Below are 26349 nucleotides of genomic sequence, written 5' to 3'. Positions count from 1 at the left end.
AAGCCTAGGCCAGCCGGTAGACCGACACGTGGGAGCGGGACTCCTCGGTGAACTCAGCGCCGGAGAAGTCGGCGTGCCGGCTCTCCAGGGTGAAACCGGCCAGCTCGCCCATCAGGTCCAGCTCGGACGGCCAGATGTAGCGGTGCGGGGTGCGAAAGACCTGCGCCTCCCGGCCGTCGCCGAAGCGGAAGTGGTGCGACACGACCCGTTGGCGCAGCACGTCGTAGGTGTCCAGGCCGATGTAGCCGGCCTCGGTGTGCCACACGGTCGCCGCCTGGCCCGGGGGCAGCTTGCGCAGCTCCGGCACCCACAGCTCGATCACGAACCGCCCGCCCGGGCCGAGGTGACGCGCCGCGTTGCGGAAGCACGCCACCTGCTCGGCCTGGTCGAGCAGGTTGGCGATGGTGTTGTAGACCAGGTAGACCAGGCTGAACTCGCCGGGCACGGTGGCGCCGGCCATGTCGCCGACGACCACCGGGATCGTGGCCGCGTCGGCCTTCGTCCGGAGTTGCTCCACCATCGGTACGGAGAGTTCGATGCCGCTGACCCGTACCCCGCGTTCGGCGAGGGGCACGGCCACCCGGCCGGTGCCGACGGCGAACTCCAGGGCGGCCCCGTCGCCGGCGAGTGCGGCGAGCCGGTCGACCGTGGGGCCGAGCACCTCCGGCGCGAACATCCCGCTACCCGGCGTGTCGTAGCGTCGGGCGGCCTCCTCGTCCCAGATCTCCTCCTGGCGCATCCGCCCACCATCGGCGCCGACACGGCAGGTGTCGACCGCTTTTCCGGGCCGTCGTCCGCGGTCGGCTTGTTACCCTCCGTCGACAGGCGCAGTTCGCGGGCGCTCAGAGAGGTGCCAGGTCACACCGGTACCCTGCTAGTCCCGGCCGGCCCGCGACGACACATGAGGTATTCGTGAACGATCTTCGAGTGGTGGCGTTCGACCTCGACGACACCCTGGCGATTTCCAAGTCCCAGATCGATCGTCGGATGGCGGACCTGCTCGGCCACCTGCTCACCGAGGTGGACGTCCTGATCATCTCCGGTGGCCGGTTCGAGCAGTTCCAGTCGCAGGTGCTGGCCCATCTCGACCTCACCGAGGAGCAGCGCGACCGGCTGCACCTGATGCCGACCTGCGGCACCCGCTACTACCGCTGGTCCGACGGGGACTGGCGGCTGGTCTACGCCGAGGACCTGAGCGAGGCCGACAAGGCCCGGGTGGTCACCGCGCTGACCGAGTCGGCGCAGGCGCTCGGGCTGTGGGAGTCGAAGACCTGGGGCGACATCGTCGAGGACCGGGGCAGTCAGATCACGTTCTCCGCGCTGGGGCAGTCCGCTCCGCCGGCCGAGAAGTACGGCTGGGACCCGGACGGCAGCAAGAAGAAGAAGCTGCGGGACGCGGTCGCCGCGAAGCTGCCCGACCTGGAGGTCCGGGGCGGCGGCTCGACCTCGATCGACGTGACGCGCAAGGGCGTGGACAAGGCGTACGGCATGCGGAAGCTGCTTGAGCACCTCGACCTGAAGATCGACAACGTGCTCTTCGTGGGGGACCGCCTCGACGTGGGCGGCAACGACTACCCGGTCAAGGCCATGGGCATCCGCAGCGTCGCGGTGACCCGCTGGGAGGAGACCGCCGACTACGTCGAGACCCTTGTCGACGACCTGGTGAAACAGCGCGCGGAGCGCGCCTGACCGAAGCAGCGCGCCGAGCGCGCCTGACCGCCGGGCGGGGCGGCCAGGCGCGGTCCGTCAGAGCGCGGCGCGGATCGCCTCGGCGAGCGTGGTCGGGGCGCGGCCGAGCAGCCGGGCGAGGTCGTCGCCGACCTCCAGTTCACCCCGGGCGAGACCGCTGTCGCTGTCGGCCAGCACGGCGGCGTATCCCTCGGGCAGGCCGGCGGCGACGAGCACCTCGGCGTAGCGGTCCGCCGGCAGGTCGGTGTAGGTGACCGGCTCGCCGGTCTGCCGGGCGACCTCGGCGGCCAGTTCGGTCAGCGTGAACGGCGCGCCGCCCAGCTCGTACACCCGGTTGGTGTGGCCGTCGCCGGTGAGCACCACGGCGGCGGCCTCGGCGTAGTCCGCGCGGGTGGCGGCGCTGACCCGCCCGTCGCCCGCCGCGCCGGTCACCCCCTGCTTCCGGTACGCGTCGAGCTGGCCGGTGTAGTTCTCCAGGTACCAGCTGTTGCGCAGGAACACGTAGGGCAGGCCGGCGTCGCGGACGTACCCCTCGGTGTCCCGGTGTTCGGCGGCGAGCCGCATGCCGGCGGTGTCGGCGTGGGCGATGCTGGTGTAGACCACCAGCCCGACGCCGGCCTCCTTGGCGGCGGTGACCACGTTGGCGTGCTGCGGTCGACGGCGGCCGACCTCGCTGCCGGAGACGAACATGAGCCTGTCGACCCCGGCGAGGGCGGCCCGGAGCGAGTCGGGGTCGTCGTAGTCGGCCGGCCGGGTGACGACGCCCCGGCCGGCGAGTTCGGCGAGCCGGTCGGCGTCGCGGCCGATCGCCACGATCTCCCCGGCCGGTACGCCGCGGTCGAGCAGCGCGGTGACGATCAGGCGGCCGAGCTGGCCGGTGGCCCCGGTGACGGCGATGGACATGCGCGCTCCCAATGGTTGAGCAATCAACTGTCTCCTGAGGCAACCAGGGTGGTGCCGGGTTGCTTCCCGGTTCCGGAACTCGAAAGTATGGTGGGATCGACGGTGATGAGGTAGGAACGGCGAGAGAGCGCTCTCCGTCCCATCACCGAACAGGCAGGCAGATGCGATCACCCGACCCCTCCCGCCGCCGTTTCCTCACGCTCACCGCCTCGGCGGCCTCGCTCACCGCACTCGGCCTCCCGGCCGGCGCCGCCGCCGCGTCCCCGGCCGCGCGGCCCGCCCGACCCACTCACGAGCCCGACTTCGGCCCGAACGTCTTCGTCTACGACCCGAGCACGCCGGTCGCGGAGATCCAGTCCACGCTGGACCGGATCTTCACCGCCCAGGAGCACAACGAGATGGGCCTCGACCGGTACGCCGTGCTGTTCAAGCCCGGCCGCTACGAGGTGGACGCCCGGCTCGGCTACTACACCACCGTCGCCGGCCTCGGCGCGCACCCGGACGACGTGGAGATCCACGGCGCGGTCCGGGTCGTCGGGCAGCCCGACCCGAACTCGCCGGCCGGCATCTCCGCGCTGACCAACTTCTGGCGCTCGGCCGAGAACCTCGCCGTCACCCCCACCGACTGGTCGAACCAGTGGGCCGTCTCCCAGGCGTCGCCGATGCGCCGGGTGCACGTCAAGGGCGTCCTCTGGCTGGAGCCCGGCAACGGCGGCTACTCCAGCGGCGGCTTCATCGCCGACTCCAAGGTGGACGGCATAACCATCAACGGCTCCCAGCAGCAGTGGCTCACCCGGGACAGCGAACTCGGCGGCGACTGGACCAACGGGGTGTGGAACCAGGTCTTCTCCGGCGTGGTCGGCGCGCCCGCGCAGGGCTTCCCCGACCCGCCGTACACCACGCTGCCGACCAGCCCGGTGGTCCGGGAGAAGCCGTACCTGTTCGTCGACGCCGCGGGCCGCTGGCGGGTCGCGGTGCCCCGGCTGCGCCGCGACACCGCGGGCACCACCTGGGCCGCCGGCGGCGCGCCGACGCCCTCGCTGCCGCTGACCGACTTCTTCGTCGCCCGCCCCACCGACTCGGCGAAGCGGATCAACACCGAACTCGCCCGGGGCCGGCACCTGCTGCTCACCCCCGGCGTCTACCGCCTCGACCGGGCACTGCGGGTCCGCCGGCCGAACACCGTGGTGCTCGGCCTCGGCATGCCCAGCCTCGCGCCGACCACCGGCGACGCGGCGCTGCGGATCGAGGACGTCGACGGGGTACGGATCGCCGGCGTGCTCGTCGACGCCGGGCCGGTCGAGTCCGAGGTGCTGGTCGAGGTCGGCGCGCGGCACTGCCACCGGCCGCACGCCGGCAACCCGATCTCCCTCCAGGACGTCTTCTTCCGCATCGGCGGCCCGTACGCCGGGCGCGCCGTCACCAGCCTGGTGATCAACAGCCGGCACACGCTGATCGACAACATCTGGGCCTGGCGGGGCGACCACGGCAACCCGGGCACCATCGGCTGGACCGTCAACACCGCCGCCACCGGCGTGGTGGTCAACGGCGACGACGTGACCGCGTACGGGCTCTTCGTCGAGCACTACCAGCGCTGGCAGACGATCTGGAACGGCGAGCGCGGCCGGACCGTGTTCTACCAGAGCGAGCTGCCCTACGACCCGCCCAGCCAGACCGCCTGGCGCAGCCCGACCGGCGACGGCTGGGCCTCCTACAAGGTGGCCCCGCACGTGCGCACGCACGAGGCGTGGGGACTGGGCGTCTACGCCTACTTCAACCAGGGCGTGGACATCCGCTGCGACCGGGCGATCGAGGCGCCCCGCCGGGCCGGCGTGCGGTTCCACGACGCGATCACCGTGTTCCTCGACGGCAGCGGCGGGATCGAGCGCACGATCAACGAGGTCGGCACCCCGGTCGTCGGCTCGTACGGCACCAGCCCGGTGGTCAGCTACCCCTGACCGGCGCGGGCGGCCCGGCCGGCGTCACGCCGGCCGGGCCGCACCCGCTCAGGCCGCGAGCTGGTCGACCCGGGAGAGCACCTGGTCGACCAGGCCGTACTCGCGGGCCTCCTCGGCGGTGAACCAGCGGTCCCGGTCCCAGTCGCGCTGGATCTCCTCGAGCGTGTGCCCGCTGTGCTCGGCGATCAGCTCCTGCATGGTGCGCTTCACGTGCAGCATGTTCTCGGCCTGGATGGTGATGTCGGCGACGGTGCCGCCGAACCCGCCGGACGGCTGGTGCATCATGATCCGCGAGTGCGGCAGTGCGAACCGCTTGCCCGCCGTGCCGGCGCAGAGCAGGAACTGCCCCATCGAGCCGGCCATCCCGAGCGCCAGCGTCGCCACGTCGTTCCGCACGTACCGCATGGTGTCGTAGACGGCCATGCCGGCGCTGACCGAGCCGCCGGGCGAGTTGATGTAGAGGAAGATGTCCCGCTCCGGGTCCTCGGCGGCGAGCAGCAGGATCTGCGCGCAGATCTGGTTGGCCGACGTGTCGGTGACCTCGGTGCCGAGGAAGATGATCCGTTCCTTGAGCAGCCGCTCGAAGACCTGGTCGCCGAAGGTCGGCTGCCCCTCGTCCCGCATCCAGATGCCACCCATGACCGCCCACCTCCGTGACGCCGGTGGGCGGGAGACCGCCCGGCGAGCCGGCGGTCTCCAGCGTCCGCCGGGCACCGGCCCACAGCCCAGGCTTTCTGCCCCGGGCAGATCCGCCCTCGGCAGAAGCCGGGCCGGACCCGGGCGCGGCGCCGCGCCGACGTCGACGACTACGCCGCGACCGGGCGCCGTCGGGCCGCCCGGGCCCGTCGCCGGGCCAACGCCGGTGAGGTACGCGGACGCGGGCGCGCGGCCGGCGCCGGGAGCAGCCAGATCCGGGTGCCGGTGCCGATCAGCCCCGGCGCACCGTGACCGAGCGGCGGGCCGACAGGCGTGGGGGAGAAGCCCGTCGGGCGCAGCGCACCGCCGAAGAGTGGGGTGGGGCCGGCCGCTCGGGTGACGTGCGGCGGCGTCGGGGCGGCCGGACGGGCGGGAAACGGCGCGTGCGGACCGGCCGGGCGGCGGGTGGCGTGCAACCGGGGCGGACCGACCCGGAGCTGTGGGCCGCTGCGGGCGGCGGGCACCCGGTCGAGCCGGGCCAGCGGAACCGAGGAGCCGACCGGCGTGGGCCGCTCCCGGCGCAGCTCGTCGCGCGCCTCCTCGAGCAGGTCGGCGAGGTGGATGCCGAGCGCCCGGCAGATCGCGGCCAGCACCTCGGAGGAGGCCTCCTTGCGGCCGCGCTCGACCTCGGAGAGATAGGGCAGGGAGACGCCGGCCGCCAGCGCCACCTCGCGCAACGTGCGGCCCTGACGCAGGCGGATCCGCCGCAGCACCCCACCGATCACCCGTCGCAGCAACGACATGCCGGCCTCCTCGCGGTCGCCGTTCGCCGACGCTACCCATCATGCCCCGTCCCGGCGGCGTGGACCGGCCCGGTCGGCCCCCGTGGTGCCGACCGGGCCGGTGACGGTCAACGCCAGACGACCGCTCGGCTGTGCCATCTCGACGAGAGGTAGCCCGCCTGGCCGACGACCAGACCGGCGTCGTTGACGTTGATCGCGACGCTGTCGACCGCCCCGTCCGGCAGCGGCAGCAGCTGCGAGCTCGCCGTCGGGGTGGGCCAGATCATCGCCCGGCCGCCGGCGCCGTCGGTGCCGATCACCAGGCCCGAGTCGTTCACCGCCTGCGCCGTCGGGGAGGCCGAGCTGGTGGCCAACCGGCGCATCGCCGAACCGTCCCAGAAGAAGGCGGCGAACTGGCCGTCCGCGGTCCAGCTGGTGCCGACCACCTGCCCGAGGTCGTTGATGCCTGTCGCATCGCTGGTGGGGCCGCCGAGCGTGCCGAGCGACCGGAGGACCCCGTCGCGCCAGACGAAGGCCTGGTTGACGAACGGCGGGTCGGTCCAGTCCTTGTAGCCGTACGTGCCGGCGACCGTGCCGGCCTCGTTGACGGCGACGGCGCTCGCCCCCGGTGGCGCGTCGATCGTGATCTCGGTGTTCCCGGTCCGCACGAACGCCCGCCGCCCGGCGAAACTGTCGGTGACCTGGTAGGTGCCCACCACCCGGTCCCCGGCCGTGTCGGACGCGACCGAGAAGATGCCACCGGTCAGCCCGAGATCCTGGATCTTCCCGTTCACCCAGGCCACGGCGTGGGCGCTGCCGTCCGCGGCCTGGGCGAAGCCGACGATGCGACCGCGCTCGTCGATCGCCTCGGCCTGACTGTTGAGGCCGCCGAGGGTGCCCAGGTCCTCGATCCGCCCGTCCACCCAGCGCACCGCGTGCCAGTAGCCGCTGGCCAGCTCCGCCGCTCCGACCACCACCCCGGCCGAGTTGACGTCGTACGCCGTGCTGCCCGGGCCGTCCAGCCCCGGCAGCACGACGGCCGCCCGGTCGGCCGTCGGCATCGGTGCCGGCGTGGTGGGAGCCGGTGTGCCGGTCGGTGACGCGGTGGGCGTCGGGCGCACGGTGGGTGTCGGGGAGCCGGTCGGCGTCGGGCGCACCGTGGGTGTCGGGGACAGCGTCGGTCGCACCGTGGGTGTCGGCGAGGCGGTCGGCCGGGGGGAGACGGTCGGCGACGGGACGACGGTGGGTTTCGGCCGGGTGGGCCGGGTCGTCTCCGGCGGGCGATCCCCGGGCCGGCCCGCCACCGCGGGCGGCGCTCCGGACAGCGCCATCCCGAGGACCACGGCCAGCGTGGTCAGTGCCGCACGTGTACGCATCCGACTCCCCCTCGTCACGATCGGTGGGTTCTGAGTCTCGCCCGGCGGGGCGTCGACGGATGTGACGAGATCCTTACCGCTGGTGGCACGCGGACCGGTCTCCGGCCCGACCGGCCGGCTCGTGGCGTACCCGCTATCTTGAGGGCGTGCAGGCGACGGTGGCGGAGCGGGACCGACGGTGATCCATTTTCCCGCGCAACGGCGTGGGCCGCTGAGCGCGCTGAGTCTGCGCCTGCTCGCCGCCCTGGGCCTGGTTCTCGCCACCGTCTTCGTGGTGTGGCTCGACCGCGACGGCTACCGCGACACCAACGGGGACGGGCTCACCCTCCTCGACTGCTTCTACTACGTGGTGGTCTCGCTCTCCACCACCGGCTACGGCGACATCGCCCCGGCCAGCCCCTCGGCTCGCCTGGTCAACGTCCTGTTCGTCACCCCCGCCCGGGTGCTCTTCCTGATCATCCTGGTTGGCACCACCCTGGAAGTCCTGACCGAGCAGTACCGGACCGGCCGTCGCCTGTCGCGGTGGAGGAGAACCGTGAAGGACCACGTCATCATCTGCGGCTACGGCACCAAGGGCCGCAGCGCGGTCTCCGCCCTGCTGGAGAACGGCGCCGACAAGTCCAGGATCGTGGTTGTCGAGCGGAGCGCGGCGGCGCTGCGTCAGGCCACCTCGAACGGGCTGGTGACGATCGAGGGCTCGGCGACCCGCTCCTCCGTGCTGGAGGAGGCGCACGTCCGCACCGCCAAGGCGGTCATCATCGCGACCGACAGCGACGACGCGTCGGTGCTGGTGGCGTTGACCGTCCGGCAGCTCACCGCCGGCCAGGTCAGGATCATCGCGGCGGTCCGGGAGGCGGAGAACGCGCCGCTGCTCAAGCAGAGCGGGGCGCACCACGTGATCGTCTCGTCGGCGACCGCCGGCCGGCTGCTCGGCCTCTCCACCTCGGCCCCGCCGCTGATCGACGTGGTGGAGGACCTGCTCACCCCCGGGCAGGGCATGGCGCTGGCGATGCGCTCGGCCGAGCGCAGCGAGGTGGGTCGATCGCCGCGTGAGCTGGACTCGCTGGTCATCGCGCTGGTCCGCCGGGGCAAGGTGATCACGTTGAGCGACCGGGCCGGCTCGGTGATCGAGACCGGTGACATGCTGGTCCACGTCCGCGACGACCGGCCGCAGGCGACCAGCGCGGTCTGACCCCGTGGTGACGCCCCGCTGAGGTGCCCCCGCCGGTCTCGCGGTCAGCAGGTGCCGGGGCCCTCCGCGACCGCCGCCTCGGCGCACGGCGGCGCGCAGCCCTGGCTGGCTCGCCGCAGCAGGTCGTAGAGCTGGTCCCGCTCGCCGGGCGCCAGGGCGCCGAGCACGTCGTCCTCGGCGTCGGCGAGCGCGCACTCGGCCTCGCCCAGCCGCTTCGTGCCCGCCGCGGTCAGGCGCACCACGTGCCGGCGGCGGTCCTCCGGTGAGCGGCGCCGCTCGACCAGACCGGCCGCCTCCAGGTCGTTGAGCAGCCCGACCACGTTCGTGCCGTCGATCTGTAGCGTGCCGGCCAACCCCTGCTGGCTGATGCCGTCGGAGTCACGCAGCACGGTGAGCGCCACCAGGTGCCGGGGCCGGAGCCCGAGCGGCGTCAGCGCCGACTCCGAGCGCAGCAGCATCCGCCGGGCCAGGTGTTGGAGCAGTGGCCCGGAACGTCGCTCCGACTCGGCGGGCCCGGCTGACATGTGACCCAGTCTACGCGGACCGCGGAACATCGCCCTGCTATAAATAGTTGGTGCTACACGAACTATCTATGGAGGGGTAAGAAATGGCGCACCTGTTGCACATCGACTCGAGCATCACCGGCGAGCGGTCGGTCAGCCGGCGGCTCACCGCCCGCGCGGCCGCGGCCTGGCGCGCCGCCCACCCGGGCGGCACGGTCACCTACCGGGACCTCGGCCAGGAGCCGCTGCCGCACCTCGACACCGCGGGCGGCCTCGCCCGGATGGTCCCGCCCGATCAGCACACCCCGGAGCAGCGCGCGTCCTGGCGGCTGACCGAGGAGCTGGTGGCCGAGGTGAAGGTCGCCGACACCGTGCTGCTCGGCCTGCCGCTCTACAACTTCGGACCGCCGAGCACCGTGAAGGCCTGGGTCGACCACCTGATCGCGCCCGGCATCGCGCTCGACCCGGAAACCGGCGCCGGGCTGCTCGGCGGTCGCGAGTTCATCGTGTTCGGCACCCGGGGCGGCGGCTACGGCGCCGGCACCCCCCGCGAGGGCTGGGACCACGCCGAGCCCTGGCTGCCGCACGGCCTGTCGCGCACCGGCCTGGAGCCGCGGTTCATCTCGGCCGAGCTGACGCTCGCCCCGGTCAACCCGGCGATGGCCGAGCTGATCCCGCTGCACGAGGCGAGCCTCGCGGCGGCCGAGCGGGCCATCGACGAGCTGTGGACGCCCGTCACCGCCGGGGTCTGAGACGACAGCGGGCGGGCCGTTCCGGGTCGGAACGGCCCGCCCTCGCCTGCGCGGATCAGCCGGGGATCAGAGGATGGTCCAGGTGTCGCCGCCGCCGAGCAGCGCGGAGAGCTGCTGCTCCGGGGTCTGGTCGACGCCGGCCCGCGCCGCGGCGACCTGCTCCTGCACCACCGTGTCGTAGGCCGGGCGCTCCACCGCGCGGAACACCCCGAGGGGAGTGTTGCGCAGGTCGAGCCCGGGCAGCCGGGACAGCGCGAACGCGTACGCCGGATCGGCGACCGTCGCGTCGTGCACGACGATCTCCTCGGCCGGGGTGGCCGCGGTCTCCCGGACCTCGAGCCCGAAGCCGCCCGGGGGGTGGACGACGCAGAACTGCCCGTCCGAGCCGAACGTGATCGGCTGCCCGTGCTCCAGCCGGATCAGGAAGTCGTCCCGGGTGGCCGGCTCCTTCAACGGCTCGAACGCGCCGTCGTTGAAGATGTTGCAGTTCTGGTAGATCTCCACGAACGCGGAGCCCTTGTGCTCGGCGGCGGCCCGCAGCACCGACTGGAGGTGCTTGCGGTCCGAGTCGAGCGTCCGGGCCACGAACGTGGCCTCGGCGCCGAGCGCCAGCGACAGCGGGTTGAACGGGGCGTCGGCCGAGCCGGCCGGCGTCGACTTGGTGATCTTGCCGACCTCGGACGTGGGCGAGTACTGCCCCTTGGTCAGCCCGTAGATCCGGTTGTTGAACAGCAGGATCTTCAGGTTGACGTTGCGGCGCAGCGCGTGGATCAGGTGGTTGCCGCCGATGGACAGCGCGTCGCCGTCACCGGTGACCACCCACACCGACAGGTCCGGCCGGGACACCGCCAGGCCGGTGGCGATCGCCGGCGCACGGCCGTGGATCGAGTGCATGCCGTACGTGTTCATGTAGTACGGGAAGCGGGACGAGCAGCCGATGCCCGAGATGAAGACGGTGTTCTCCCGGGCGATGTTCAGCTCCGGCATGAAGCCCTGCACGGCCGCCAGGATGGCGTAGTCGCCGCAGCCGGGGCACCAGCGCACCTCCTGGTCGGACTTGAAGTCCTTGGCGGTGAGCTTCAGGGCGACGGGCTCAGACATTCTTCAGGACCTCTTCCAGCATCGTCTCCAGCTCGGCGGCGGTGAACGGCAGGCCGCGGACCTGGTTGTAGCCGATCGCGTCGACCAGGTACCGCGCCCGGATCACGTGGGCGAGCTGGCCGAGGTTCATCTCGGGGATGACCACCCGGTCGTAGGAGCGCAGCACCTCGCCGAGGTTGGCCGGCATCGGGGCCAGGTGACGCAGGTGCGCCTGGGCCACCGGGAGCCCGCGCTGGCGCAGCCCTCGGCAGGCGGCGCCGATCGGCCCGTACGTCGAGCCCCAGCCGAGCACCAGCACCCGGGCGTCGCCGTCCGGGTCCTCGACCTCGATGTCCGGCACCGGGATCGTCTCGATCCGGGCCGCCCGGGTGCGGACCATGAAGTCGTGGTTCGTCGGGTCGTACGAGATGTCGCCGGTCTTGTCGGCCTTCTCCAAGCCGCCGATCCGGTGCTCCAGCCCGGGGGTGCCGGGCACCGCCCACGGGCGGGCCAGGGTCTGCGGGTCGCGCAGGTAGGGCAGGAAGGTGGTGCCGTCCTCGCCGTTGGGCCGGGTGGCGAACTCGACCCGCAGGTCGGGCAGGGACTCCACGTCCGGCAGCAGCCACGGCTCGGAGCCGTTCGCCACGTAGTTGTCGGACAGCAGGATGACGGGCGTGCGGTAGGTCAGCGCGATCCGGGCCGCCTCCAGCGCGGCGTGGAAGCAGTCCGACGGCGACTTCGGCGCGACGACCGCGACCGGTGCCTCACCGTGCCGGCCGTACAGGGCCATGTTCAGGTCGGCCTGCTCGGTCTTCGTGGGCATGCCGGTGGAGGGCCCGGCCCGCTGCACGTCGACGATGACCAGCGGCAGCTCCAGTGCCACCGCCAGGGAGATCGTCTCGCTCTTCAGCGCGACGCCGGGGCCGCTGGTGGTGGTCACGCCGAGCGAGCCGCCGTACGACGCGCCGAGCGCCGCGCCCACCGCGGCGATCTCGTCCTCGGCCTGCATGGTGACCACGCCGAGCTTCTTGTGCTTGCTCAGCTCGTGCAGGATGTCCGACGCCGGGGTGATCGGGTACGCGCCGAGGAACACCGGCAGCCCGGAGCGGACGCCGGCGGCCACCAGGCCCAGCGACAGCGCCGCGTTGCCGGTGATGTTGCGGTAGGTGCCGGGGAGCATCTTGGCCGGCTTGACCTCGTAGCGCACCGAGAAGTCCTCGGTGGTCTCGCCGAAGTTCCAGCCGGCCCGGAACGCGGCCACGTTCGCCGCCACCAGCTCCGGGCGGGCCGCGAACTTGCGCTCCAGGAACCGCAGCGTCGACTCGTAGGGTCGGGAGTACATCCAGCTCAACAGCCCGAGCGCGAACATGTTCTTGGCCCGCTCGGCATCCTTCTTGGACACCTCGTGCTCGGCCAGCGCGCCGACCGTCATCGAGGTGAGCGCGACCGGGTGCACCGCGTAGCCGGCGAGCGAGTCGTCGTCCAGCGGGCTGCCGGCATAGCCCACCTTGGCCAGATTGCGCCGGGTGAACTCGTCGGTGTTGACGATGATGTCCGCGCCGCGCGGCAAATCGGCCAGGTTGGCCTTGAGCGCGGCCGGGTTCATCGCCACCAGCACGTTCGGGGCGTCGCCGGGCGTCAGGATGTCGTAGTCGGCGAAGTGCACCTGGAAGCTCGACACGCCCGGCAGCGTGCCGGCGGGCGCCCGGATCTCGGCCGGGAAGTTGGGCAGCGTGGAGATGTCGTTGCCCAACTGCGCCGTCTCCGAGGTGAACCGGTCGCCGGTGAGCTGCATGCCGTCACCGGAGTCGCCGGCGAACCGGATGACCACCCGGTCCAGCTGACGGATCTGCTTGGTCACTCCCGCACCTCGCTTCGCTGAGCGCCGTCACCCCCGCCGGCACGGCCCGCTCCGTTTCTCACGTCAGAGCCTACGTCGGACGGTTAGGGCCGCCTTGGTGGAGGTCCGACGGGTGAGACGCGATTCGGCCGATGTATGCCCCGCTTTGCGGGGTTTAGTACCGCACCCCGTAATCCAGGTCACCACATTTAGGGGGTGGGTCAGCCGTCCGCCGTCGGCCCCGTCACGGTGATGTCGCTACGGCGCCGCAGCGAACGGGTGGCCAACGCCAGCGCGAACACCACGAGCAGTCCCGACATGATGATCAAGGCGATCGCGATGCGCCGCGTCGAGGAGTCGTCGTCGCCGGACCGGCCGGACGAGGCCAGCACGCCTTGCGACCCGGTGGGCGTGGGCGCCCCGGCCGCCGGGGTGGACTGCGCCGCCGCCGCGCGGATCCGGAAGCTCATCTGGACCTGCCGCTGGTGCCCGCTGCGCGGATCCAACCGCCCGATCACCGCGCCGGCGAGCGGGGCCATGCGCTGGGCCTCCGCCGACGCGGTCACCGGCAGCCGCAGGGTCGCGGTCCGGCCGGTCGGCAGCGTGCCGAGTTCGCACCGGGTGCGGTCGGGAGCCGCCGGGGCGCAACCGTCGCCGCTCACCGTCACCCCGGCGGGCAGGAGAACCTCGACCCGGCCGGTCGCGTCGACCTCGCCGGTGTTACCCAGCCGTACCGTGAGCGTGCTCGGCGCGCCGCTGATGTCGAAGAGGACCTCGTCGGCGCGCAGCGAGATGCCGGGCACCGGCGGGCCGGGCGGGAAGAGCACCGCGAAGCCCTCGTCGTCGTACGCCGCGCCGTCGACCCCGGGCGCGACGGCGGTGACCTGGACCGACCCGCTCAGCGGCATGGTCCGCCAGGCGTCCCCGGCGACCCGGACCCGGATGGTGGCGCTGAACCGCGCGCCGGGCGCGGCGGTCCACCCGCCGCAGCGGTGGTTGCCGCCGCCTGCGGCGACGCAGCCGGGCGTGCCGGCGTCGGCCAGGCCGGGCGGCAGCGTGTAGCCGAGGCTGACCTGCTCCTCCCGCGCGCCGGTGTTGGTCACCGTGACCCGCAGCGTGGTCACCGTGCTGTCGGCGTTCCAGTAGTCCGGCGTCAGCACCACGTCGTCGGTGCTGACCTGCACACCCAGCGGTCCGCCGGCCGGCTGGGTACGCGGCGGCGGCGGGGGCTGCACGGGCGGCAGGATCGGCGGCGGCGCCGGAGCGGTGGTGGTCGGCGCGGTGGTGGTCGGCGCCGGCGGGACCGTGGTGGGTGGCGGCGGGGGCGCCGCGGTGGTGGTGGCCGGCGCCGGTGGGGTGGTGGGCGGCGGGGCCTCCTCCGTCGGCGGCGCGGTGGTCGGCGCCGGCGCGGTGGTCGTCGCGTCGCCGGTGGGCGTCGGCTCGGTCGGGACGCCGCCGGGATCGCCGCCCGGGTCGCCGGGATCGGCGGCCGGCTCGGCCAGCCGCACCGCCCCGGCCGGGGCGGCCGAAGCCGCCGTGGCCCAGCCCGGTGCCACCGCGACGACGGCTGCGGCCGCGGCGATCAGCGCGGGCGCGAACAGCGCGAGGGTACGGCGGAGCGCGACCCGTGGTGCGGGCCGGACGCGTGGGCGGGTCATCTGTCCTCCGGGGGACGTGGCAACGAGATCTCATTATTCGGGGACCGTTGCCATCCGGCACTAGTCCCGCCAGGAAACGAATTCGTAACGTGTCCGAGACGTCTCGACGGGACCGGTACGCTCCGGTCGTGACCGGATATCTCGGCTCGTACGCCACGCTCGGTCTGCTGCTGCTCGCCGCCGTGCTCTTCTTTGTCACGGCGTTCTCGGCGAACCGGGTGTTACGTCCCGCTCGTCCGGCCGAGCCGTGGGGCAAGCGGGCCTCGTACGAGTGCGGGCTCGACCCGGTCGGCGGCGACTGGGCCCAGATGCAGATCCGCTACTACGTCTACGCCTACCTCTACGTCCTGTTCGCGGTGGAGGCGGTCTTCCTCTTCCCGTGGGCGCTGGTCTTCGACCGGCCCGGGTTCGGCGCGACCACGGTGGTGGAGATGGGCGTCTTCGTGGCGATCGTCGCGCTGGGCATCCTCTACGCCTGGCGGCGTGGCGTCCTGCGCTGGACGTGAAGCCTAGGCGAGCCCGCGCCGGGTCGCCGCCGGCGGTCGGTCACCCCGGATCGACGCCACCATGTCGAGCACCCGCCGGGTCTCGCGGACCTGGTGGGCGCGGAACACCCGGGCGCCGAGCCAGGCCGACACCGCGGTGGCGGCCAGCGTCCCCTCCAGCCGTTCCGGCACCGGCAGGTCCAGCGTCTCGCCGATGAAGTCCTTGTTCGACAGCGCCACCAGCAGCGGCCAGCCGGTGTCGGTCAGCTCGGCCAGCCGCCGGGTGATCTCCAGTGAGTGCCGGGTGTTCTTGCCGAAGTCGTGCGCCGGGTCGATCAGGATGCCGTCCCGCCGTACCCCCAGCCCGACCGCCCGTTCCGCCAGCCCGGTGACTGTGCCGAGCACGTCGGCCACCACGTCGTCGAAGGCCGCCCGGTGCGGCCGGGTACGCGGCGCCAGCCCGCCGGCGTGCGAGCAGACCAGCCCGGCGCCGGTCGCCGCGGCGACCCGGGCCAGCGCCGGGTCGGCGCCCGACCAGGTGTCGTTGAGCAGGTCCGCGCCGGCCGCGACCGCTTCCACCGCCACCTCGGCCCGCCAGGTGTCGATCGAGACGACCACGTCGGGAAAGGCGGACCGGACCGCGGCGATGGTGTCCACCGTCCGGCGGATCTCCTCGGCCACGTCCACCTCGTCGCCCGGACCGGCCTTCACCCCGCCGATGTCGACGATCTCCGCGCCCTCGGCGACCGCCCGCTCGACCGCGCGCAACGCGCTGTCCTGCGCGAACGTGGCGCCCCGATCGAAGAACGAGTCCGGCGTGCGGTTCACGATCGCCATCACCACCAGCTCGTCCGGGGCGAAGGTCCGCCCACCGAGCCGCAACACCCCACCCATGCCCGTCTCCTCGTCACCGCGCCCCGCATCGACCGCACGCCATCACCGACCCGCTCACCGACCCGGTCGCATCCCGGTGGCCCGCTCGGGCGCGCCGTGTCCTACCACCACCCCACGCGGGCCGCGCCGGACCTGTCGGGCGGTGCCGGGAGTTCTTCCCGGCGGCCGAACCGACGCTATCCCCTCCCGCCCCTCCCGCCCCTCCCGCCCGTCCCCGCCCGCGCCTGCGACCGTGGAACGTTCCGAGATCTTGGTACGAAACGGCCCCTCCAGGGGCACTTTCGTACCAAGATCTTCGCTTCTGCCGGAGTGTGGAAGATCGCTTCCAATCCGGCTGCGTCGCGGCGAGCCGCGGATCCGGCCGACGCCTGGGCGTGTGGAGCCGGAGAGGAGACATCGCTGTTGAGCGGTATACCTGCGGGTCATATTTATGACGCTGAGGTATATCGCATTTTCTCGACTTCTTTCTGCCGCCGGACACAGAGAGTGAGCGGGCGCCGGACAGTGCAATCGAGCTGCGTCGATGTGGCGCGCGACGGCGAGTGGAGGGGGTGCCGCCCGGCGCGAGGGCGCGTTGTTTCCGGACCGGAGGCCGTGGAGGGCTCGCCCGAACCCGGCCCGCATGCCACGATCTCTGCATGGGTCAGGTTCTGCTCCTCTTGGTCGTCGCGCTGACCGTCGCGGCAGTGGTGTTCGGAGTGACGGTGCTGGTCTCCGGGCGGGATCCGGGCCTCGTGCCGGCCGAGCCGGACGGGCGGTCCGTGCCCCTGCCGGGCGCCCGCCCGCTCGACGAGTCGGACGTGACCGACGTCCGGTTCGACACCGCGCTGCGCGGCTACCGGATGGCCCAGGTCGACGCCGCGCTCCGGCGCGCCGCCTACGACATCGGCTACAAGTCCGAGCTGATCGGCGTACTGGAGGCCGAGAACGCCGCGCTGCGCGAGGGGCGGACCGAGGAGGCCGACGCGCTGCGCCGGGCGCGCGAGGAGGCCGCCACGACCATCCCCGAAGCCGACCAGTCGGCCGCCGACCCGGTGACCATCGACCTGTCGGCGCCCGGCCCGTCGGCCGGCGCTCACCACACGGGCGCCGGGGCGGCCGACGAGCGCACGGCCACCACGTCCGGCACGGGCGCAGGGGCCGCCGAAGCCGGTGTGGCGGAAGCGCCGGCTGCCGCCGCGGTGGAGGACACCACCTTCCCGGCGGGCGCCAACGACGCCGGCCCGGTGGGTGCGACCGGTTCCGCGGCCGTCGAGGGAGACCGGGAACGCGGCCCGGCGGTCCGCTCGGAGTCGGCGTGACCGGCGCGGAGGGCTCCGCGGGCTTTGCCGAGGCGGCCCAGCCCGGTGCCGCCGAGGTCACCGCCACGGTGATCGTCGAGGCGCCGGCCGAACGGGTGTTCGCCGCGCTGACCGCGTGGGAACGGCAGTCCGACTGGATCCCGTTCACCACGGTCCGGGTGGTCGAGGGCGACGGTGGCGAGGGGAGCCTGATCGAGGCGGTCACCGCGCTCGGTCCGGCCGCGCTGCGGGACGAGATGCGCGTGGTCCGGGTCGACGCGCCGTACGAGGTGGGAGTGGTGCACTGCGGCCGGCTGCTGCGCGGCCCGGGCGTGCTGCGCTGCACCCCGATGGACCGCGACCGCACCCAGGTGGTCTGGCACGAGTGGTTCCATCTGCCCGGCGGGGCGGCGGGCCGGGTGGCCTGGCCGGTGCTCTGGCCCGGCTCCAAGTTCAGCCTCACCCAGGCGTTGAAACGGTTCGCCCGGCTGGTCGAACAGGGCCGCCTGCCCTGAGCCGAGCGTCGGGCTGAGCAGAGCGCCGGGCTGGGCGGCGCGCCCGGCCTGTCGGTGCCCTGACCTACCGTGTACGGCGTGACTGACCTGGTGATTGGCGCCGACGGGCTGCCCCGCTGTGCCTGGGGAGCGAGCACCCCCGACTACGCCGCCTACCACGACGAGGAGTGGGGTCGGCCGCTGCGCGGCGACGACGCGCTCTACGAGCGGCTGACCCTGGAGGCGTTCCAGTCCGGCCTGTCCTGGCTGACCATCCTGCGCAAGCGGCAGGCGTTCCGGCTCGCCTTCGACGGGTTCCGGATCGAGGCGGTGGCCGGCTACGGCGAGGCCGAGGTGGCCCGGCTGCTGGCCGACGTCGGGATCGTGCGCAACCGGGCCAAGGTCGAGGCGGCGATCGCCAACGCCCGGGCCGCACGGGAGCTGCCCGAAGGGCTCTCCGCGCTGCTCTGGTCGTTCGCACCCCCGCCCCGGCCCGAGCGTCCCCGCTCGTTCGCCGAGGTGCCGGCGCTCACCGGGGAGTCCACCGCGATGGCCAAGGCGCTCAAGAAGCGGGGCTTCCGCTTCGTCGGCCCGACCACTGCGTACGCGCTGATGCAGGCCACCGGCATGGTGGACGACCACCTCGCCGACTGCCACGTGAACGGTGACCGGGCCGAGCGGTGACGCGGCGGCGTGATGGGATTGGGGCATGACCGACACCGAGCCGCGGACGAGCGGGACGACCGACGGTGACACCACGCCGGGCGCCTGGGCGGTGCTGCTGCCCGACGAGCGCTACCAGGCCGAGCGGCTGGTGCACCACGACGTGCTGGAGCTGACCGGGCTGCCGGCGGCGGCACGCCCTCGCCCGGGTGACCGGGTGGCGGTGCTGATCGGGGAGCCGCTGCGGCTGGTGGCGCTCGGCCGGGTCGCCCGGGCCGGCGCCGGGGGCCGGGAGGACCCGGACGACCCGCAGTCCGATACGACGGCCGGGGCGCTCGTGGTGACGTACACCCGACGGGCGCTCGACGAGCCGGTGCCGGTCGACGGCCCGGCCCTCGACGGGCCGGTGGCCGCGCTCGACGCGGCGCGGTGGCGGGCGCTGGCCGACCGGCTCGGCCCGCCGCCGGCGCGCCGCACCTGGCTGGTCAGCCTCGACCTGCCGATCGAGGCGGCCTCGCGCGCCGAGGCGGTGCGGATCTTCTGGTCCTACGTGCAGGAGCTGGGCCCGCGCGAGTTGCCGGCGTTCGTCTCGCCCTCCGGCGACGAGCTGGCCATGCAGGCGTTCGTGCTCGGCGTCGAAGCCAACCAGGACCCGGAGGAGGACGACTGACCGCGCCCCTCAGCGGCCCTCGAAGACCGGCTTCTGCTTGTTGACGAACGCGATGGTCGCCGCCTTGTGGTCGCTGGTGGCCCCGCAGATCGCCTGGGCCTGCGCCTCGGCGGCCAGCGCGTCGGCCAGCGTGCCGGCGTCGGCGATGGAGAGCTGACGCTTGATCGCCCCGTAGGCGACGGTCGGGCCGGCGGCGAGCCGGGCGGCCAACTCCTGCGCGGCCGGGAGCACCTGCTCGTCGTCGTCCACCAGCCGGGTGAGCAGGCCCAGTCGGCAGGCGTCCTCGGCGCCGACCGGCTCGGCGAGCATGAGCAGCTCGACGGCCTTGGCGTGGCCGACGAGGCGGGGCAGCGTCCAGGACGCGCCGGTGTCGGCGGCGAGCCCCACGCCGGCGAACGCCATCAGGAACCGGGTCTTCGGGCCGCCGATGCGGAAGTCGGCCAGGAACGCCAGCGACGCGCCGGCGCCGGCGGCCATGCCGCGCACCGCGGCGACCACCGGCTTGGGCAGGTTGGCCAGCCGGGCGGCGATCGGGTTGTAGTGCGCCCGCACGGTGTCCAGCGGCCGGGCGTCGGCCGACTCCAGCGTCCGCACGTGCTCCCGAAGGTCCTGCCCGGCACTGAACGCGCCGCCGGCGCCGGCCAGCACGACCGCCCGGCAGGAGCGGTCGGTCTCCAGCTCGGCCAGGACGTCCCGGAGCGCCTCCTTGAGCGCCACGTCGAGCGAGTTCATCGCCGTCGGGCGGTTCAGCGTCAGGGTGACGACGGCGTCGGTGCGGTCGACGAGCAGCGGCTCGGTCACGTTTCTAACGACCCTTCTGTCGGGCGAGGCGGTTGCTGGCGTCGAGACACTGCTCGACGTACCGGTCGGCGGCCGGCCGGAGCCGGGCCGCGTGGCGGTCGAAGAACGCGGCCGCGCTGGTGCCCGGCCAGCGCTCGGGGAGCAGCGCCGGGGGCAGCTGCGGGTCCCGGAAGAGGAAGGTACGCCACGCGTGCACGAGCCGGAACCGGGCCGCGTACGCCTCCTCGTCGCTGCTGCGGACCGTGACACCGGAGAGCAACGGCTTCTGCTCGGCGACGAAGCGTTCGTACGCCCGGCCGATCTCGGTCAGGTCCCAGGCCCGGCGGACGACGCCCATGGCGCCGGGGGTGCCGGCGGCGTGCGCGGCGGTGAACCGCTCGTAGGGCACCCCCGCCTCGGCGAGCAGCAGGTCGACGTCCTCACCCGGGCGGGTGGCCACCCAGGTGCAGTCGTCGAGGGTGCCGTAGCCGAGGAAGGTGAGGTTGGCGGCGAGTCGCTGCCGGTCCCGCCGGGCGGCGGGGGCCGCGAGGACGAGAAGATCGAACCGTCCGTCCCAACTGTGCCGACCGGTCCGGTAGATCCGGGAGGCCGCCTCGTCGAGTCGACGACCCGCTTTCGGGGTGATCGAATATCCCGGTCCGGAGGCGAGCCGGAGGGGGTCCAGCCAGCCCTGGCGGACCATCCGGGAGACCGCGGTGCGTACCGCCGGTGGGGCTATCCCGAGTGGCGCCAGCAGCTTGACCAGCGCGGCGACCGGTGCGCGGCCACCCCTGGCGCGGAGGTGGTCGCCGTACAGGTCGAAGAGTGCCGACCGTGCCTGCATGACCGCACATTGTGACAGGCCTATCCAAGATAAGCTAGATGCTGTTACATCAATGCTGCTTCGGTTTGGGTCCGGCGGTGTTCATCAGGGAAAATCGTCAGTCGACGCCTCCGCGACGTTTGCGGGCGGCGATGGCGAAGTGGCTGTGGGGCAACCCACCGACCCTGGCGTAGGTCTGAGGGGAGACAACATGGCGGCGATGAAGCCGCGGACGGGCGACGGTCCGCTGGAGGTCACCAAGGAGGGTCGGGGCATCGTCATGCGGGTCCCGCTGGAGGGTGGTGGCCGGCTCGTCGTCGAGATGACTCCCGACGAGGCCACCGCGCTGGGTGACGCGCTGAAGGCGGCCGCCGGCTGATTCGAGGAGCGGTCCGCGCGGTGTTCCACCGCGCGGACGGTTCGTCCTACCCTGAGCCACCGGCCTGGCCGGTGGCTCAGGGCCTTCCTCGGCCGGCAAGCGGCAATGTGTCCCGCTCAGAGCGTTTTCGGAGGTACGGTCCAGCGTGCTGGCCATTCGTCTGGTGAGTGGGTCCACCCGACCCGACACCCTCGTCCTTCCCGTGCGTCCCGGCGGGCCGGACGCCCCGCCCGAGTTGGCACCGACCGCGTCCCGGCCGGGTGACGACCTCCGGGCCGAGGCGGCGTCGTTGCTGCCCGCCGCCCGCCTCACCGGCGCCCCCGGCGAGGTGCGCGAGCACCTGCGCCCCGACGGCGAGCCGACCCGCCTCTGGCTGCTCGGCGTCGGCGACGGCGACGAGTCGGCCTGGCGCTCCGCGGGCGCCGCGCTGGCCCGTGCCGCCACGGATGAGACGCAGATCACGATCGCGATTTCCGACGGGGTCGCGGCGCTGCGCGGCCTGGTCGAGGGGCTGCTGCTCGGCTCCTACCGCTTCCGCCTCACCGAGGCCGGTCCCCGGCCCGCCCTGGCCCGGGTGGACGTGCTGGTGGCCGATCCGGAGGCGCTGGCCGGCACGCTGGCCGAAGCCCGGACCACCGCCGAGATGACCCGGCTGGCCCGCGACCTCACCAACACCCCGTCCTCGACCAAGCACCCGGCGTGGTTCGCCGACCAGGTCGCCGCCGCCGCGTCCGGCCGGACCGACCTGCACCTGCGCGTACGCGGCCCGCGGGAGCTGGCGGCCGAGGGCTTCGGCGGGATCCTGGCCGTCGGCGGTGGCTCCGCCCAGGGCCCCCGCCTGGTTGAGCTGGACTGGCGGCCGGCCGGCGCCCGTACCCACGTGGTGCTGGTCGGCAAGGGCATCACGTTCGACACCGGCGGCATCTCGATCAAGCCGGTGCCGGCCATGAAGCTGATGCGCAAGGACATGGCCGGGGCCGCCGCCGTGGTCGCCGCGACGCTGGGTGCCGCCGCGCTGCGCCTGCCGGTACGGGTCACCACGCTGGCCCCGCTGGCCGAGAACATGGTCAGCGGCTCCGCCTTCCGCCCCGGCGACGTCATCCGGCACTACGGCGGGCTGACCAGCGAGAGCACCAACTCCGACGCCGAGGGGCGGTTGGTGCTCGCCGACGCGATGGCGTACGCCGTCCGCGAGCTGAAGCCCGACCTGCTGGTCGACCTGGCCACCCTGACCGGGGCGAACGCGGTGGCCCTTGGCAAGCGGCACGCGGCGCTCTACAGCGAGAACGACGACCTGGCGACCGACCTGCTGGCCGGGATCGGCGCGGCCGGCGAGCGGGCCTGGCGGATGCCGCTCGCCGACGACTACCTGGAATACCTCGCCAGCGACATCGCCGACCTGCACAGCTCCCCGGCCCGGGGTGCCGGCTCGGTGGTGGCCGCGCTCTTCCTCCGCGAGTTCACCGGCGAGCTGCGGGACCGCTGGGCGCACCTGGACATGTCCGCCCCCTCGTGGTCCGACGACGTGCACGGCGAGCTGGTCAAGGGCGCCACCGGCTGGGGCGTACGCGGGTTGCTGCGCTGGCTGGCGACGCTGGGCTGACCGGCCCGGCTCAGCTCCGCACGGCGGCGAGCAGCCCGTGGCCGACCGGCAGCAGCGCGGGCACCCAGTGCTCCGACTCGCGGATCGCCTTGATCGTCTCCCGCACGGTGACCGTCTCCACGTCCCGCGCGGCCGGATCGCCGATCCGGCCGGCGGCCAGCGCGCCGTTGAGCGCGAGCACCCCGCCGGGGCGCAGCAGCCGCAGCGCGGCGTCCACGTACGCCGCGAAGCCGGTCGCCGCCGCGTCGGCGAAGACCAGGTCGTAGACGCCGTCCGCGAGGCGCGGCAGCACGTCGAGGGCCCGGCCGGTGATGATCCGGGTACGTCCCGACGGGAAGCCCGCCTCCTGGAACAGCCGCCGGGCCAGGCGCTGGTATTCGACCTCCACGTCGATCGTGGTGAGCACGCCGTCGGGGCGCATGCCGCGCATCAGCCAGACGCCGCTGACCCCGGTGCCGGTGCCGATCTCGACCACCGCTCGGGCGTTGCCGGCGGCGGCGAGCAGCCGCAGCGCGGCGCCGGCACCGGGCGTCACCGCCTCCACGCCCACCTCGTGGGCGAGCGCACGGGCCGTGCGCAGCACGATGTCCTCGGTGACGTACGACTCGGCGAACTGCAGCGCCTGGGCCGTCGAACTGCCGTGACCGGCGACCATGGCGATGGGACACCTCCGGGGGGCGGGCTGGTGCGAAGGGTCGGTTGGCACTGTGAGCGTAGAGGCGAGCCGGTAGCCGCGCAGCCGCGAGTCGCCCGCCGGACGATCACCGGCGGCAACCCCTGACTCCACCCGGGTCATCCGTGCAATCCTGGATGTGTCCCGCGCGCCACGGTCGTCCGGCTCCGCCGGCGCCCGGCGCGGGGCGTGCGGGACGAAAGTGGGAGGCACGGACGTGACCGACGGCTGGGACTGGCGCCGGCCCGGCGGAGCCGGGGCACCGGCGGGAGGGCCGGCCCCCGGGCAGCCGCCGCAGGGTGCCGGGGGTGCGACGACGTCGCCCTGGTGGACCGACGCGCTGGCCGACCCGTGGCGGGATCCGTACGCGCCCGCGGCCGTGGTGGTGCCGGCTGCCGCGCCGGACGCGTCCGCCGAGCCGGAGCCGGTCACCGACCCGGATCTGCCGACCCGACCGGGCCTGCGTCAGGTGGTGCTCATCTCACTGATCACCGCGCTGCTGGCCGGCTCGCTGGGCAGCGCACTGACCTACGCGGTCCTGCGCGGTGGAGACGTGCCGACGCTGGGTGCCCAGGCCGGTCAGGCTCCGGCGCTCGCCCAGCGCAAGCCCGAGTCGCTGGCCGGGGTGGCCGAGCGGGTGCTGCCCAGCGTGGTCACCATCCGGGTGGCGAGCCTCGGCGGGACCAGCGAGGGCTCCGGCTTCGTGGTGAGCGCCGAGGGGCACATCGTCACCAACGACCACGTGGTCGCGGACGGCCCGGGCAAGGCCACGGTCCTCTTCAACGACGGCAGCACCGCGGCCGGCACCGTGGTCGGGCAGGACCCGGAGTCGGACATCGCGGTCATCAAGGTGTCCCGCAGCGGGCTGACCCCGGTGCAGTTCGGTGACTCGGACGCGCTCGCGGTGGGCGATCCGGTGCTGGCCATGGGCTCGCCCCTGTCGCTGGCCAACACCGTCACCGCCGGCATCGTCAGCGCGCTGGACCGCACCATGCAGGCGGGGGAGCCGGGCGGGCCGACCCGCTACTACGCGGCCATCCAGACCGACGCCGCGGTCAACCACGGCAACTCCGGCGGTCCGCTGGTGGACGGGGCCGGCCGGGTGGTCGGGGTGAACTCGACCATCAAGTCGCTGGTGGCCGACGGGCAGGAGGCGGGGAACATCGGCCTGGCCTTCGCCATCCCGATCAACCAGGCGAAGCGGGTCACCGAGGAGATCATCGGCACCGGCAAGGCCCGGCGTACGGTGATCGGCGCCTCGGTGGGCGGCACCGGCGCCACCGGCGGCGGGGTCCGCCTCAACGCGGTCGAGCCGGCCGGCCCGGCGGCGGCGGCCGGGATGCGCACCGGGGACGTGGTGCTCCGGCTGGACGGCCATCCGATGACCGACCCGACCGACCTGGTGGCGCTGGTGCGCAAGTACGCGCCGGGTTCGGTGGTGACGGTGGAGTACCGGCGCGGGTCGGCCCGGCAGAACGCCTCGGTGACGCTCGCCGCGGACGCGAAGTGAGGACCGGTCACCCCCTCCCCGGCGGCCACCTCACGTGCGTAGGCTTGCGCTGACACGGACGAGGAGGCCGGAGTGTTCGAGAACCTGAACTGGTGGGAGATCGGAGTCCTGCTGCTCCTGGCGCTGTTGATCTTCGGGGACCGGCTGCCCAACGTGATCAACGACGGCCTCCGGATGGTCCGCAACCTGCGGAACATGGCGCGCAACGCCACCGGCGACCTGAGCCGCGAGCTGGGCACGGACATCCAGCTGGAGGATCTGCACCCCAAGGCGTTCATCCGCAAGCACCTGCTCAGCGAGGACGACGAACAGGCGATCCGCAAGCCGCTGCAGAGCATGTACGACAACCTGCGCTCCGACGTCACCGGCGTGCACGACGAGCTGAAGGACGTGGCCAAGGCGGCTGACCTGCGTAACGGCGCCTCCCGGCCGGCGGTGGCCACCCCGATGGCCCCGACCACGCCGGCGCCCCGCCCCTCCTACGACGACGCGACCTGAGCCCGCCGGGGCCGGATGCGGACCGCCCCTCCCCGGTGGGACCGGGAAGGGGCGGCGGGGGAGCGGTGGATCGCGTCTAGCGGCCCGCGGGCTTGAGGCCGAGCGGCTTGCCGAGCAGGGACTCGCGGCGCACCGCGAGCCGGTCGGCGACCTCGAACATGGCCTTGGCGGCCGGGGCGTCCGGCTCGGAGAGCACGATGGGCCGGCCCGCGTCGCCGCCCTCGCGGACCCGGGTGTCCATCGGGATCTGCCCCAGCACCGGCACCTGCGCGCCGATGGTGCGGGTCAGCGACTCGGCGACCGCCGCGCCGCCGCCGGCGCCGAAGACCTCCATCCGGGTGCCGTCCGGCAGTTCCAGCCAGGACATGTTCTCGATCACGCCGACCACCCGCTGGTGGGTCTGCAGCGAGATGGCGCCGGCCCGCTCGGCGACCTCGGCGGCGGCGGCCTGCGGGGTGGTGACGACCAGGATCTCCGCGTTCGGCAGCAGCTGGGCCACCGAGATCGCGATGTCGCCGGTGCCCGGCGGCAGGTCGAGCAGGAGGACGTCCAGGTCACCCCAGTAGACGTCGGCGAGGAACTGCTGCAGCGCCCGGTGCAGCATCGGGCCGCGCCAGACGACGGCCGCGTTGCCCGGGGTGAACATGCCGATCGAGATGACCTTCACGCCGTGCGACTGCGGCGGCATGATCATGTCTTCGACGCGGGTCGGCGCGCCGTCCGCGCCGAGCATCCGGGGCACCGAGTGGCCGTAGATGTCGGCGTCCACCACGCCGACCGACAGGCCGCGGGCGGCCAGCGCGGCGGCCAGGTTGACCGTGACGCTGGACTTGCCGACGCCGCCCTTGCCGCTGGCGACCGCGTAGACGCGGGTCCGCGAGCCCGGCTGGGCGAACGGGATCACCGGCTCGGCGGTGCCGCCGCCGCGCAGCTTCGACTGCAGCTCCTGGCGCTGCTCCTGGCTCATCACGCCGAAGATGATCTCGACGCCGCTCACCCCGGGCACCGCGCCCACGGCGGCGGTGATGTCGGTCCGCAGCTTGTCCTTCAGCGGGCAGCCGGCCACGGTGAGCAGCAGCTCGACCCGGACCACGCCGTCGTCGTCCCGCTCGGCGGAGCGGACCATGCCGAGTTCGGTGATCGGCCGGCGGATCTCCGGGTCGTTGACGGTGGCCAGCGCGGCCTGGATCGCGTCGGAGACGGTGCTGACGGGTGCTGACATGCCCGC

Annotated in this window: 27 protein-coding genes; 13 read left to right on the top strand and 14 right to left on the bottom strand. The window is 73.5% G+C overall.

Annotated elements, in window-relative coordinates:
* Positions 1–4: 4 nt before the first annotated feature.
* Positions 5–739 carry a class I SAM-dependent methyltransferase gene (locus O7598_RS26505; protein WP_269693951.1) on the bottom strand — a complete coding sequence of 245 codons (735 nt, stop codon included), beginning with the start codon at positions 737–739 and terminating at the stop codon, positions 5–7.
* 173 nt (positions 740–912) lie between these two features.
* On the opposite strand from O7598_RS26505, the gene O7598_RS26500 reads away from it, so the two are divergent.
* The gene (locus O7598_RS26500; protein ID WP_269693950.1) at positions 913–1689 is read left to right on the top strand and encodes an HAD-IIB family hydrolase; all 777 of its coding nucleotides are present in this window, start codon (positions 913–915) and stop codon (positions 1687–1689) included.
* Positions 1690–1746: 57 nt separating this feature from the next.
* Here the strand turns inward: O7598_RS26500 and O7598_RS26495 are convergent, their stop codons facing one another.
* The gene (locus tag O7598_RS26495) at positions 1747–2592 is read right to left on the bottom strand and encodes an SDR family oxidoreductase (protein ID WP_269693949.1); all 846 of its coding nucleotides are present in this window, start codon (positions 2590–2592) and stop codon (positions 1747–1749) included.
* A gap of 161 nt (positions 2593–2753) precedes the next feature.
* Here O7598_RS26495 and O7598_RS26490 point away from each other — a divergent pair, with 161 nt between their 5' ends.
* The gene (locus O7598_RS26490) at positions 2754–4550 is read left to right on the top strand and encodes an adenylyl cyclase (RefSeq protein ID WP_269693948.1); all 1797 of its coding nucleotides are present in this window, start codon (positions 2754–2756) and stop codon (positions 4548–4550) included.
* A gap of 48 nt (positions 4551–4598) precedes the next feature.
* On the opposite strand, the gene O7598_RS26485 is transcribed toward O7598_RS26490, so the two are convergent.
* The 3 genes from O7598_RS26485 to O7598_RS26475 all read right to left on the bottom strand — a co-directional run bounded on the left by O7598_RS26485 (position 4599) and on the right by O7598_RS26475 (position 7344).
* Complete coding sequence (locus O7598_RS26485) at positions 4599–5189, bottom strand: ATP-dependent Clp protease proteolytic subunit (RefSeq protein WP_269693947.1); 591 nt, start codon at positions 5187–5189, stop codon at positions 4599–4601.
* Between the two features lie 167 nt (positions 5190–5356).
* Positions 5357–5989: a helix-turn-helix domain-containing protein gene (locus O7598_RS26480; RefSeq protein ID WP_269693946.1), complete on the bottom strand. Its 633-nt coding sequence runs from the start codon at positions 5987–5989 to the stop codon at positions 5357–5359.
* Between the two features lie 107 nt (positions 5990–6096).
* Positions 6097–7344 carry a hypothetical protein gene (locus O7598_RS26475; protein WP_269693945.1) on the bottom strand — a complete coding sequence of 416 codons (1248 nt, stop codon included), beginning with the start codon at positions 7342–7344 and terminating at the stop codon, positions 6097–6099.
* A gap of 178 nt (positions 7345–7522) precedes the next feature.
* On the opposite strand from O7598_RS26475, the gene O7598_RS26470 reads away from it, so the two are divergent.
* Positions 7523–8536, top strand: a complete 1014-nt coding sequence (locus O7598_RS26470; RefSeq protein WP_269693944.1) for a potassium channel family protein — start codon at positions 7523–7525, stop codon at positions 8534–8536.
* Positions 8537–8580: 44 nt separating this feature from the next.
* On the opposite strand, the gene O7598_RS26465 is transcribed toward O7598_RS26470, so the two are convergent.
* The gene (locus O7598_RS26465) at positions 8581–9060 is read right to left on the bottom strand and encodes a MarR family winged helix-turn-helix transcriptional regulator (RefSeq protein ID WP_269693943.1); all 480 of its coding nucleotides are present in this window, start codon (positions 9058–9060) and stop codon (positions 8581–8583) included.
* Positions 9061–9143: 83 nt separating this feature from the next.
* Between O7598_RS26465 and O7598_RS26460 the strand changes: the two genes are divergently transcribed.
* Positions 9144–9791 (top strand): FMN-dependent NADH-azoreductase, encoded by a 648-nt coding sequence (locus O7598_RS26460; protein ID WP_269693942.1) that lies wholly within the window; start codon positions 9144–9146, stop codon positions 9789–9791.
* A 66-nt stretch (positions 9792–9857) separates the two neighbouring features.
* Here the strand turns inward: O7598_RS26460 and O7598_RS26455 are convergent, their stop codons facing one another.
* The 3 genes from O7598_RS26455 to O7598_RS26445 form a co-directional block, all read right to left on the bottom strand.
* Positions 9858–10892 carry a 2-oxoacid:ferredoxin oxidoreductase subunit beta gene (locus O7598_RS26455; RefSeq protein WP_091061346.1) on the bottom strand — a complete coding sequence of 345 codons (1035 nt, stop codon included), beginning with the start codon at positions 10890–10892 and terminating at the stop codon, positions 9858–9860.
* Complete coding sequence (locus O7598_RS26450) at positions 10885–12732, bottom strand: 2-oxoacid:acceptor oxidoreductase subunit alpha (RefSeq protein WP_269693941.1); 1848 nt, start codon at positions 12730–12732, stop codon at positions 10885–10887. The genes O7598_RS26455 and O7598_RS26450 overlap by 8 nt, the downstream gene beginning before the upstream one ends.
* Before the next feature lie 200 nt (positions 12733–12932).
* Positions 12933–14369 carry a hypothetical protein gene (locus O7598_RS26445; RefSeq protein WP_269693940.1) on the bottom strand — a complete coding sequence of 479 codons (1437 nt, stop codon included), beginning with the start codon at positions 14367–14369 and terminating at the stop codon, positions 12933–12935.
* Positions 14370–14497: 128 nt separating this feature from the next.
* Here O7598_RS26445 and O7598_RS26440 point away from each other — a divergent pair, with 128 nt between their 5' ends.
* The gene (locus tag O7598_RS26440; RefSeq protein ID WP_269693939.1) at positions 14498–14875 is read left to right on the top strand and encodes an NADH-quinone oxidoreductase subunit A; all 378 of its coding nucleotides are present in this window, start codon (positions 14498–14500) and stop codon (positions 14873–14875) included.
* A gap of 3 nt (positions 14876–14878) precedes the next feature.
* On the opposite strand, the gene folP is transcribed toward O7598_RS26440, so the two are convergent.
* Positions 14879–15748 carry a dihydropteroate synthase gene (gene folP, locus O7598_RS26435; protein ID WP_269693938.1) on the bottom strand — a complete coding sequence of 290 codons (870 nt, stop codon included), beginning with the start codon at positions 15746–15748 and terminating at the stop codon, positions 14879–14881.
* Positions 15749–16386: 638 nt separating this feature from the next.
* On the opposite strand from folP, the gene O7598_RS26430 reads away from it, so the two are divergent.
* From O7598_RS26430 to O7598_RS26415, 4 genes are all read left to right on the top strand, one after another.
* Complete coding sequence (locus O7598_RS26430) at positions 16387–17049, top strand: DivIVA domain-containing protein (protein ID WP_269693937.1); 663 nt, start codon at positions 16387–16389, stop codon at positions 17047–17049.
* Positions 17046–17543: an SRPBCC family protein gene (locus O7598_RS26425; RefSeq protein WP_091061336.1), complete on the top strand. Its 498-nt coding sequence runs from the start codon at positions 17046–17048 to the stop codon at positions 17541–17543. The genes O7598_RS26430 and O7598_RS26425 overlap by 4 nt, the downstream gene beginning before the upstream one ends.
* A 78-nt stretch (positions 17544–17621) precedes the next feature.
* Complete coding sequence (locus O7598_RS26420; RefSeq protein ID WP_269693936.1) at positions 17622–18206, top strand: DNA-3-methyladenine glycosylase I; 585 nt, start codon at positions 17622–17624, stop codon at positions 18204–18206.
* 25 nt (positions 18207–18231) lie between these two features.
* Positions 18232–18855 carry a hypothetical protein gene (locus O7598_RS26415; protein ID WP_269693935.1) on the top strand — a complete coding sequence of 208 codons (624 nt, stop codon included), beginning with the start codon at positions 18232–18234 and terminating at the stop codon, positions 18853–18855.
* Positions 18856–18864: 9 nt separating this feature from the next.
* On the opposite strand, the gene O7598_RS26410 is transcribed toward O7598_RS26415, so the two are convergent.
* Together O7598_RS26410 and O7598_RS26405 are read right to left on the bottom strand one after the other, a co-directional pair.
* Entirely contained in the window at positions 18865–19656 is a 792-nt protein-coding gene (locus tag O7598_RS26410) for an enoyl-CoA hydratase-related protein (protein ID WP_269693934.1), read from the bottom strand.
* Positions 19657–19660: 4 nt separating this feature from the next.
* Positions 19661–20479 carry a PaaX family transcriptional regulator gene (locus O7598_RS26405; protein WP_091061330.1) on the bottom strand — a complete coding sequence of 273 codons (819 nt, stop codon included), beginning with the start codon at positions 20477–20479 and terminating at the stop codon, positions 19661–19663.
* Between the two features lie 190 nt (positions 20480–20669).
* On the opposite strand from O7598_RS26405, the gene O7598_RS26400 reads away from it, so the two are divergent.
* The gene (locus O7598_RS26400; RefSeq protein WP_013283866.1) at positions 20670–20837 is read left to right on the top strand and encodes a DUF3117 domain-containing protein; all 168 of its coding nucleotides are present in this window, start codon (positions 20670–20672) and stop codon (positions 20835–20837) included.
* Positions 20838–20982: 145 nt separating this feature from the next.
* Entirely contained in the window at positions 20983–22440 is a 1458-nt protein-coding gene (locus tag O7598_RS26395) for a leucyl aminopeptidase family protein (RefSeq protein ID WP_269693933.1), read from the top strand.
* A 10-nt stretch (positions 22441–22450) separates the two neighbouring features.
* Here the strand turns inward: O7598_RS26395 and O7598_RS26390 are convergent, their stop codons facing one another.
* A complete protein-coding gene (locus tag O7598_RS26390) occupies positions 22451–23095 on the bottom strand; it encodes an O-methyltransferase (RefSeq protein WP_269693932.1) in 645 nt (214 codons plus the stop codon).
* Between the two features lie 220 nt (positions 23096–23315).
* On the opposite strand from O7598_RS26390, the gene O7598_RS26385 reads away from it, so the two are divergent.
* Together O7598_RS26385 and O7598_RS26380 are read left to right on the top strand one after the other, a co-directional pair.
* A complete protein-coding gene (locus O7598_RS26385; protein WP_269693931.1) occupies positions 23316–24623 on the top strand; it encodes a S1C family serine protease in 1308 nt (435 codons plus the stop codon).
* A gap of 72 nt (positions 24624–24695) precedes the next feature.
* On the top strand, positions 24696–25121 hold the full coding sequence (locus tag O7598_RS26380) for a preprotein translocase subunit TatB (protein ID WP_091061323.1): 426 nt from the start codon (positions 24696–24698) through the stop codon (positions 25119–25121).
* Positions 25122–25197: 76 nt separating this feature from the next.
* Here O7598_RS26380 and O7598_RS26375 read toward each other — a convergent pair whose 3' ends face one another.
* The gene (locus O7598_RS26375) at positions 25198–26343 is read right to left on the bottom strand and encodes a P-loop NTPase (RefSeq protein WP_091061321.1); all 1146 of its coding nucleotides are present in this window, start codon (positions 26341–26343) and stop codon (positions 25198–25200) included.
* Between the last annotated feature and the right edge of the window lie 6 nt (positions 26344–26349).

The sequence above is a fragment of the Micromonospora sp. WMMC241 genome (assembly GCF_027460165.1).
GTDB classification, from domain to species: Bacteria; Actinomycetota; Actinomycetes; order Mycobacteriales; family Micromonosporaceae; genus Micromonospora; species Micromonospora humi.
Note: the sequence above shows the minus strand (reverse complement) of the source record. Positions and strands in the feature narration are given on the sequence as shown.